Annotated in this window: 10 protein-coding genes; 6 read left to right on the forward strand and 4 right to left on the reverse strand. The window is 37.0% G+C overall.

Annotation, left to right across the window (positions count from 1 at the left end):
• Positions 1-20: 20 nt before the first annotated feature.
• Complete coding sequence (trpB, locus tag JMM81_RS18790; RefSeq protein ID WP_256243072.1) at positions 21-1205, forward strand: tryptophan synthase subunit beta; 1185 nt, start codon at positions 21-23, stop codon at positions 1203-1205.
• On the forward strand, positions 1198-1968 hold the full coding sequence (trpA, locus tag JMM81_RS18795; protein WP_256243073.1) for a tryptophan synthase subunit alpha: 771 nt from the start codon (positions 1198-1200) through the stop codon (positions 1966-1968). Before trpB ends, trpA begins: the two co-directional genes overlap by 8 nt.
• A 66-nt stretch (positions 1969-2034) precedes the next feature.
• Here the strand turns inward: trpA and JMM81_RS18800 are convergent, their stop codons facing one another.
• Positions 2035-2265, reverse strand: coding sequence for a hypothetical protein (locus JMM81_RS18800; RefSeq protein ID WP_256243074.1), 231 nt, complete (start codon positions 2263-2265; stop codon positions 2035-2037).
• A 213-nt stretch (positions 2266-2478) separates the two neighbouring features.
• Between JMM81_RS18800 and JMM81_RS18805 the strand changes: the two genes are divergently transcribed.
• A complete protein-coding gene (locus tag JMM81_RS18805) occupies positions 2479-3717 on the forward strand; it encodes a Zn-dependent hydrolase (RefSeq protein WP_256243075.1) in 1239 nt (412 codons plus the stop codon).
• 479 nt (positions 3718-4196) lie between these two features.
• On the opposite strand, the gene JMM81_RS18810 is transcribed toward JMM81_RS18805, so the two are convergent.
• Positions 4197-4658, reverse strand: a complete 462-nt coding sequence (locus JMM81_RS18810) for a RidA family protein (RefSeq protein WP_256243076.1) — start codon at positions 4656-4658, stop codon at positions 4197-4199.
• Positions 4659-5131: 473 nt separating this feature from the next.
• On the opposite strand from JMM81_RS18810, the gene rlmN reads away from it, so the two are divergent.
• The gene (rlmN, locus tag JMM81_RS18815; RefSeq protein WP_256243077.1) at positions 5132-6199 is read left to right on the forward strand and encodes a dual-specificity RNA methyltransferase RlmN; all 1068 of its coding nucleotides are present in this window, start codon (positions 5132-5134) and stop codon (positions 6197-6199) included.
• Between the two features lie 38 nt (positions 6200-6237).
• Here rlmN and JMM81_RS18820 read toward each other — a convergent pair whose 3' ends face one another.
• On the reverse strand, positions 6238-7218 hold the full coding sequence (locus JMM81_RS18820) for an extracellular catalytic domain type 1 short-chain-length polyhydroxyalkanoate depolymerase (protein WP_256243078.1): 981 nt from the start codon (positions 7216-7218) through the stop codon (positions 6238-6240).
• Positions 7219-7557: 339 nt separating this feature from the next.
• On the opposite strand from JMM81_RS18820, the gene JMM81_RS18825 reads away from it, so the two are divergent.
• Positions 7558-7812, forward strand: coding sequence for a sigma-G-dependent sporulation-specific acid-soluble spore protein CsgA (locus JMM81_RS18825; RefSeq protein WP_256243079.1), 255 nt, complete (start codon positions 7558-7560; stop codon positions 7810-7812).
• 233 nt (positions 7813-8045) lie between these two features.
• A complete protein-coding gene (locus JMM81_RS18830; protein ID WP_256243080.1) occupies positions 8046-8798 on the forward strand; it encodes a TraR/DksA C4-type zinc finger protein in 753 nt (250 codons plus the stop codon).
• 97 nt (positions 8799-8895) lie between these two features.
• On the opposite strand, the gene JMM81_RS18835 is transcribed toward JMM81_RS18830, so the two are convergent.
• The gene (locus tag JMM81_RS18835; RefSeq protein ID WP_256243081.1) at positions 8896-9048 is read right to left on the reverse strand and encodes a hypothetical protein; all 153 of its coding nucleotides are present in this window, start codon (positions 9046-9048) and stop codon (positions 8896-8898) included.
• Positions 9049-10162 lie beyond the last annotated feature (1114 nt).

Here is a 10162-nt window from a genome sequence, read left to right on the forward strand (position 1 = left end):
TGAAGAGGAGACTGGTGCATATGTCTAAAGGAAGATTTGGAATTCACGGAGGGCAATATATTCCTGAGACGCTAATGAACGCCGTAATTGAGCTTGAAGAAGCTTACAATCACTTTAAGAACGATCCGGAATTTGTAGCGGAATTAAATGATCTATTAAATAATTATGCTGGACGTCCATCAAGACTCTATTATGCGGAAAAGATGACGAAAGATTTGGGTGGAGCAAAGGTTTATCTTAAACGTGAGGATCTTAACCATACTGGTTCCCATAAAATTAACAATGTATTGGGACAGGTACTTCTTGCAAAACGGATGGGGAAAACACGTGTCATTGCAGAGACTGGTGCAGGACAGCATGGTGTGGCAACAGCAACAGCAGCTGCACTTATGGGGCTGGAATGCGAGATCTTTATGGGGAAAGAAGACACAGATCGGCAGGCACTTAATGTTTACCGAATGGAGTTACTAGGTGCGAAGGTGCATGCGGTAACAAGCGGTACTCAAACACTGAAAGATGCCGTGAACGAAACGATGCGTGAATGGACACAACGTGTTGACGATACCCATTATGTGCTTGGATCTGTCATGGGTCCGCATCCATTTCCAACGATTGTTCGCGACTTTCAAAGTGTCATTAGCCGGGAAATTAAACAGCAAATGTTGGAAACAGAAGGAAAGCTTCCTGATGCTGTTCTTGCCTGTGTTGGAGGAGGAAGTAATGCAATCGGGGCATTTTATGACTTTATCGAAGACGCTTCTGTTCGACTTATTGGGTGTGAGGCAGCTGGGCTGGGTGCTGATACAGATAAAACGGCTGCCACAATGGCAACGGGAACAGTTGGTATTTTCCATGGGATGAAATCTTACTTTTGTCAAGATGAGTATGGGCAAATTGCCCCAGTCTATTCCATTTCAGCGGGACTTGATTATCCAGGTGTAGGGCCTGAGCACGCAAACTTGCGTGATCTAGGAAGAGCAGAATATGTACCAGTAACAGATGATGAGGCAGTAGAAGCCTTTGAATATCTCTCACGTACGGAAGGCATTATTCCGGCAATCGAAAGTGCTCATGCTGTTGCCTATGCAAAAAAGTTTGCTCCTACGATGAGTCAAGATCAAGTCATGGTTATCTGTCTTTCTGGCAGGGGCGATAAAGATGTTGCTGCAATAGCACGTTACAAGGGGGTGCAAATTTATGAATAAAATACAACAGATATTTTCAAATGGTAAGGCATTTATTCCCTTTATAACAGCAGGGGATCCATCAATGGAAATAACGGAGCAATTGGTTTTGCAAATGGCAGAGGCTGGTGCTGATTTAATTGAACTAGGTATTCCTTTTTCTGATCCGATGGCAGAAGGACCTGTCATTCAAGAGGCTGATTATCGTGCTCTTGCGGGTGGTGCCACAACGGATAAACTTTTTGACATGATGCGAAAAATCCGTCGGTCAAGCGATGTTCCTGTCGCATTTATGACTTATATGAATCCAATCTTTACGTATGGAACGGATCGATTTATGAAAAACTGTCAAGAAGTTGGGGTTGATGCTGTCATTGTTCCGGATGTGCCATATGAAGAAAAAGAAGAACTCATGTCTTATTGTACAAAATACGGCATTACGTTGATTTCAATGATTGCTCCGACATCTAATAATCGCATCCGTATAATCGCAAGCGAAGCAGAAGGGTTCATTTACTGTGTATCCTCTATGGGAGTGACTGGTGTACGGACGGAGATTAGTAATGATGTGGAAGAAATGATCAAGCTTGCAAAAGAGGTCAAAGACATCCCGTGTGCTATTGGGTTTGGTATTTCCACACCGGAACAAGCAGCGAAAATGGCTGGAATTTCAGATGGTGTTATTGTGGGGAGTGCGATTGTAAAAATAGTAGCACAATATGGTTCGGACTGTGTGCCACATGTTGTGGAATATGTACGTAATATGAAGAACGCGATTAAATAACTATTATTACAAGTGCCAGGCACCATCCAAAAATGGGATGGTGCCTGGCACTTAAATGCATTTACTTTAGAAGAACCAAGGATCTCTTCTTCTATCGTCTTTTCTATCGTCTTTTCTATCGTCTTTTCTATCGGGTCTATCATGGCGTTTTCTGTCATCATCATCTTTAATAATAATCACGTCATCTGCACGGATAATTACTTTATCAACATCCAATACTAAGTTTCCTCTACGATCAAATACACCAAGTACATCTTCTTGATCCACTCGGTCACGTCTTCTTTTTTTATCTGACATCTATACTTCACCTCCTTTATTTACGGTTACTATATACATATGCTGCTTTGGAAAAAAGGAATGGACAAGGATGTAAAAAAACGTCCAATTTTTGATTTGATAATATTGAAAGTAAAAAGATTATTTTCTTTTATAAAAACGAATGAATGGGTAAAGTTAAAATGAATATATAAGAGGTTCTTATTAAATTAATCCAAACAGGGTGAGGTTTGAATGATGTATAAAAAAAGATATCAAGAACTATTAGACAAGATGAATCAGTACAATTCTGGAGAACATGGGATTACTAGAGTTGCATATTCGAATGAAGAGCAGGCATGTACTCATGCATTTATGCGACTATGCAAAGATGAAAAATTAGAAGTGAGATTAGACAACTGTGGAAATCTTATTGCAAGAAGAGAAGGAAGAATAGCCGGGTTGCCACCTGTCGTAATAGGGTCCCATCTAGACACGGTTTACCAAGGGGGTAAGTATGATGGAACGGTTGGTGTAACGGCGGCTCTTGAGATTATTAAACGCTTTAACGAAAAGGGAATTCAAACCGATCACCCGATTGAGATTATTTCTTTTGCCTGTGAGGAGTCAGCTCGCTTTGGTGTATCAACAGTGGGAAGTAAGGCGATGGCTGGTTTTATTGAAAAAGAAAAGTACCGTCACTTAAAAGATCGAAATGGAATTACGATGGAAAAAGCTTTTTCTTTATGTGCTCTTGATTATAATAGTGTTGATCAAGCAAGCCGAAAAGGAGAAGAATTCAAGGCCTTTTTCGAGTTGCATATTGAACAAGGACCATTATTAATTAATGAAAATAAAAGTATTGGAATTGTTACAGGCATTGCTGCACCAGCAAGGATTATTTTGAAAATAATCGGAAAAGCATCCCATTCAGGAACAACTCCAATGAATATGAGAAAAGATGCCTTACTTGGGGCTTCAGAGATTGCCTTAGAGCTTGAGAAAGTAGCCATACAAGAACATACATATGGGACGGTTGCGACTGTTGGTGATTTGGAAGTCCGCTCGGGAGCGATGAATGTAGTTCCAGGTGAAATCGAGATGAAAATAGATATTAGGTCTTCCTCGATAGAATCTAGACAGAGGGTTTTAGACTATTTATGTGAGACTATTTTGCTTGTGAAAAATAAAAGACATCTTGAGATTGAAGACAATGTGATCAGTATGGAGTCACCGGTGACACTTTCAGAGGACCTTAGGGGTGATCTAAAAGACATCTGTGAGGAAAGGGGAATTCCGTATCGTATTATGCAAAGTGGTGCAGGACATGATGCCATGAATATGGTAGGATTAGGTCCAGTGGGTCTTATTTTTATTCCCTCTGTAGATGGGATTAGCCATAACCCAAATGAACATACTGACCTTGAAGATATCTTATATGGAATTGATGTATTAGAATCCATCATTCTTGACTATGCAATAGAAAAGTCATAAATAAAGCGAACAGTGTTTGTCACTGTTCGCTTTATTTATGGTTAGACCTCCAGCGAGTCAATGTTTGACTCTGTTGGAGGTCTAATTCTGTTTTTTGAATTCATTAGTCAACTAAACTTGCGTAACTTTCAAATATTTCTTTGTAATTGCCGGAAGTGGTAATGAAACCAGGATTTTCATCATAACACTTCTCATGAGTAAGCTTATTCAGAATGTCTAAAATTACTTGATCCTCGTCTTTAAATTCCACTTTACATTTAGCGCAAACACTTTCCATTTTAAATCCCCTCTCCCATTTAGAATTCTGGTTTTTTTTTGTGAATTCCCCCATTTAGAATTCTCTATTATTTTACCATGTAAGCGCTATTATGAATACTATAAATATGAACATTTTGTGAATTTTTGTAAATATATGTCGTTATATGTGATATAAGTTAGATCTCATCATTCAATTTAGTCTAGATAATCGTATTGTCTATTTAATCTTCCACTTCTACAATGATTTCAATTTCAACTGCAGAATTATTCGGAAGTTGAGCCATTCCTACTGCCGAGCGAGCATGCTTCCCCTTTTCACCGAATACTTCCACTAATAAATCAGAAGCTCCATTCATCACTTGTGGCTGTTCTGTAAAATCCAGAGCTGAATGAACCATTCCAAAAAGTTTAACAACCTTTTTTACCTTTGATAATTCACCAAGTTCATCTTTTAGTATACATAGAAGATTAATCATTGCTTGTCGTGCAGCTAAGTATCCTTCTTCTATCGTTAAGTCCATTCCTAGTTTTCCATGATATTGATCAACAGCCTGGCCGGAGGTATAGATTAAATTTCCTGTACGTACACAACTAACGTAATTCCCTAAAGGTTTCCTTGATGGGACAAGTGTAAGCCCCAATCCTTCAAGCATTTCTTCTGGAGTGCCGACTTCTCTTTGCATGTTACATCCCTCTTTTTTCTAAATTTAACGAACCTTAATTTCTTTCTTGCAGATCCTTTTTTTCTAAGAAAAAAGAATCGTATGCTTTTAAGAGTTCGACAACAAGTACGTTAGAACCTTCAATACGTTGTATAAATGTATTAGGTGTAAGATGGTTTTTAAAGATATCTTCTTATGAGAAATATCAAATACTGGGTTATTATGATAGGGGTTTTTTTAGAAAAGGAAGCTTAGAGTTGTTGATTTCGTTGGGACACTTGTTAAAATAAAGAGTGTAACAGCAGGGGATATTAACATTATTAGAATGCTGGATACTATGTAATATGTTAAGATACTAAATGGTACGGATTCCATGCTACTGTAAGAGATGAAAAACAAAATCATAAAAAGAAAGTATTCGAAGTAGTTAAAAGCTACTTCGAAGTGAAGAAATAGCCGTTAATAGGTGAATTGTTATGAAAAGAGGGAAATAGATGAATAAAGAGTCCATTTATGGATTAACGATAGATCAACTGACAGATTGGCTTATGGAACATGGCCATAAAAAGTCTAGGGCATCACAAGTTTGGGATTGGCTTTATCGAAAGCGTGTAACAAATTTCTCTGACATGGTGGATGTGAATCAAGAATGTATTCAATTATTGGAAGATCACTATAGCATTCAAACGTTAAACGAGCATGTAAAGCAAGAATCAGCGGATGGAACGATCAAGTTTTTGTTCAAATTACTGGATGGAAATTTAATTGAAACGGTTATGATGAGACATAAATATGGTATATCTGTTTGTGTCACAACGCAAGTAGGCTGTAATATTGGTTGTAGTTTTTGTGCGAGTGGTTTATTAGCAAAAAGTCGTGATTTATCGAGTGGTGAAATAGCCGAACAGATTATGAATGTTCAACTGCATCTAGATAAAATGGGTCAAGGGGAAATAGTGAGTCATATTGTCGTAATGGGGATTGGTGAACCGTTTGATAATTTTGATAATCTGTTAAGCTTTTTACGAATTATGATTGATTATAAGGGACTAGCGATCGCTCCTAGACGCATCACTGTATCAACGAGCGGGCTTGCTGACAAGATTTATGAGTTTACAGATACGAAAATACCAGTGAACTTAGCCATATCGTTGCACGCGCCAAATAATGAACTGCGAACTCGTATTATGAAAATTAATCGTGCGATTCCAATCGAAAAGTTAATGGAGTCACTTGAATATTATTTAGAGCAAACAAACAAAAGACTGACGATTGAATATATCCTTTTAAAGGATGTGAATGATCATAAAGAAGAAGCGGAGCAACTTGGGGATCTTCTTGGTCATATGAAAGATCAACTATATGTGAACTTAATTCCGTATAATCCTGTGGATGAACATAGTCAATATCAAAGAAGTGAGCAGGAGTCGGTGTTATCGTTTTATGATACGTTAAAAAAGAGAGGCATCAATTGTAAAATTCGCCAAGAACATGGAACGGACATTGATGCCGCTTGTGGACAATTAAGAAGTAAACAAATCAAAAAAACAGAAGTTAAATAATTTAGATCAGGGGTCAGTCCACAGCTACTTTAATGTAGTTAGGGACTGACCTTTTGAAAGAAATCCCATATCATTGATGTGGCATCTGGTCCAAGAGGATCGGTGAATTTCCCGGTTTCACTTCCTCCAGACCATCCATGATCCATATCATGGACCAGCCAAAGTTCCATAAAAGGATCATCATTACTGTCGTTATAAACCTCTTGGGTATAGCTTCTGCCATTTTTTATTGTATCTACTTTGATAGTAGTAGGGGCCAAGTTCACTTTATCTTGACCACCCTCTATGAGGTTATGGGTTTGCCCCCATTGAGTAACGACTTGTTCTCCATTTTTCGGATGAACTGTCGTATCATTCATGCCATGAAAAGCAATCATGGGAATTTTTCTTTTGATCCCTGTTTCGGTAAATGCCTTTTTCATTTCATTAAGGGCTTTATTTCCACACTCATAGGGGTCTTTTACCCCGTTTCTCATGGCCATTTCGGATTCCCTATTCCATGGGTCATTCCACAAATTTGTACTTGCAGCCTGATAGGGCAACCCGGAACATACGGCAATTCCGCTAAATATATCAGGGTATGTGACTCCAAGGATACAGGCCATTGCCCCACCTGAGGAAAAGCCGGCTGCATAAACTTTGTTCCAATCAATAGAAAAGTTATTATTATCTTTTACATTTCTTTCTGCACCATAGATCATGTCGACTATATTTTTAGGAAGTCCTTTTCCTCGATGTTGGTTTTCATCTAAGAACCAGTTCCAGCATCCAGCGAGATTGAATTTATGGGGAGTATCGAAAAGAGGATTATACCAGCGATTCATTGTGGGGTAGAGGACGATGAAATTTTCTTTTTCAGCTAGTTGATTCATTTTTGTTTCTTCAGCAAATTGATCAGGATCCTGTTCACAACCATGAAGCATGACGACTAATGGCAGAGAGTTTTCTTTGGTAGAACCGTTCGGAACATAAAGTTTATACATGAGTCCTTCATGTATATATTCTTTAAATTTATTCATTCGTTGCTCTCCTCTCCTCTCCTCTCCTTAAACTTTCACTTTTTCCCTAAAAAGCTTTTTATCAAGGGAGTAGATTGATTTGGTAAAACGGAACTTCATTCATGCATGTTACTATAAACTATGTATCTAAGCCCTAGATTGTCACACTTTTAAATACAGTGATATAAGGGAGTATTAATTTCTAGGTGCTGTTAGAGCTCAAAATAAGCGCCAGGCAACATCCATTTTTTGGATGTTGCCTGGCGCTTATTTTGATAGGTATTAATTTGATTTTTCTGTAGAAACTAACCTTATCTATATGTCTTCTTTGCTTTATATATCTTTTAAGGGGTGTAACCAATGGATCAATCACTAGGATATTTGCGAGAAATACTGTCTGCGCATACAGAGAATGATGCGGTCGGAAAGAGAATTTTCGATAGGATTTCGACTGAAAATTATCCAACCGAGGGAAAGTTTGTCGATGGTTTAACACAGGAAGAAAATAATTATTTGAATCAAATATTGGTTGAGGCAATCGACTATTCTAATCAGGAACAGGACTACGAGAGAGCCCGCCAATTGAATGAAGTGTATGAGTTATTATTCGTTTAAGAAAGTTTAATGATCCCAGTATTAATTAAAAGTATGAAGTGGAGATAGTCAAAACCTGACAGGATTTTCACTTCTTTTTTATTCTTTTATTCTTTTTTGTAACTATATCCTATCCTTTTTAAGAAGAAAAATTCTACCAATTCATGGTTTAAGCGGTTTAATTTAATATCTATTTTTTTATGCCATAAGATCATACTAATGAAGAAAAATTCTCTAATGGAAGGATTGATGAAATGACATTAGATCAAAACCAAATAGCTGCCTTCCGTTCCACTTTATTAGATTTGCAACAGGATATTAATGAAAGACAAGAGAAAAATAATAATTTCGATTTAAATGAAGGTCATTACCATGAGTCAATGGGTGAATTATCAAGTTATGATAACCATCCTGGTGATGAAGGAACTGAGTTGTATGAGCGTGAAAAGGATATCGCATTGCATCAACATCTAGATTATGAACTTGAAAATATTCAAGCGGCACTTACTGCTATGGAAAAAGGAACGTATGGAAAATGCTTAACTTGTCAACAGGATATTCCTTTAGAAAGACTAGAAGCCATTCCAACTACCTTATATTGCAAAGACCATAGTCTAGACCAAACGGTTTCCCATAACCGACCGATTGAAGAAGGAGTAGTAATGCCACCATTTGGAAAATTCGATATGGATGAACAGGATGAATCTGTAGGATACGATGCTGAAGACGCTTGGCAGGAAGTTGCGTCGTGGGGAACTTCTGAATCTCCTTCAGATTTTGAAGTTCCTCCTTTGAGTTATAATGACACGAATATAGAATATGAAGAAAATGTTGGCTATGTTGAAGACTTTGAGAACTTTGTTGGGAATGATATTGAAGGAAAAAATATAATGGTTTATCCGAATGAGCAGCATGAACAGTATGAAGATAGCCTTGATGAAGAAGGAATCATGACAGAATTTGGAGATTTACCTGCTGTTGAACATGATCCTTATGTGGAAGAATAGCCAGTGTCTAAAGTATATAGGATCAGGAGTTTATTAAAAAATGCGGAGAGTTTTATGAGCTCCGCATTTTTCTTACTAATTTAAATAGTGATGTAAATTAGCTTGGGTCGTGCTCATCTAGAGATAAAGTGACGACTTTAGTATATTCGCCTTTAGAAACTTCTTGTGAAGTTGCTTCCCGATCTAGTTCGTCTTCAGTGTTCATTCCTTCAGCAATTGTTGGTTCTTCAGTATGTTTTTGTTTTTTCATGTTCCACACTCCTTTCGTTTATAATATTGTTCAGAAATAGATCTTTCATTCGTTTTCTACACTTGCATTGTTATAAATGACCCTTTGGTGTATTCATCTACTAAAAACCAGGTAGATCGTCTGATGGGCTTAGTGATATTTGAGAATTTGGTAATTTCCTAATGATAATGAATGAAATGACAACGATGGAGGAATGTAGAATATGGATAGAATAGAAAGCAACTCACTGCAAAGTGTTCTCACTCTCACTGATCATAGACCTTTTCCACTTCCAAAGTTACCTTGGGTCATGAAACAAAAATAGGAAGATGTCTTGTTTCTTCATTATTGACAAGGTGTAATATTTTTTGGAATTGTAGCTTTAAAAGGGCGGTTGGAAATGACTTCATTTGATACGGTCCTTTGTTTACATAAAAATGAAACAGAGAGTTATGTTCGCAGAATATTCATAATTAAAGCGTTTACATTATTGAAATGATGAGCTATACTATAAGTGTAGAAAAGATAATACAAAAGAAAAAGAAATAAAGCTTTAACACTTTTGGAGGCTCAACCATATAGTGTTCGTTCCGAAAAATATTTAAGAACGAAAAGCTATACTCTTTCAAAATTAATTGGAACTACTTAGTCTTATAAATTCAGTTTTATAAGATAAGGAAAACAATTAAGAGAATGAAAGTGAGCAGAAAAAAATTGAATACAAGGGAGGCATTCAAGCGGAATAGAGTGATAAGATAAAGTCTATATTATTAAGGAAGTCATAGTCGGTGTTGTAGATAAATTGGACACCTAATTTGCAAAATCGTTATGATAGACGAAAAATAATAATAGGCTAATTAAAAACTCTTGACCTAAAATCATAATACTAATGAAAGTGAAATAGCTATTTCACTAAAGGTATATGATTGGAATTCTAAGTACCCTTGACCATTTCGTTTATCGTTAAATCGATTAAACTACGTGATAATGAATGTGGAACAAACACAAATTTGCTGAATAGCCATCACTTGAGTGAGATTCTTAGAACTCACTAAATAGGATAAAAGATGTTCGCATATCAGCTAATAACGATGGTTGGGTCTCCAAAAGTGTTAATTTAAAACCCCTCTTTAAC

This window comes from Bacillus sp. V3B (genome assembly GCF_024494465.1).
Lineage (GTDB): Bacteria > Bacillota > Bacilli > Bacillales > Cytobacillaceae > Bacillus_BD.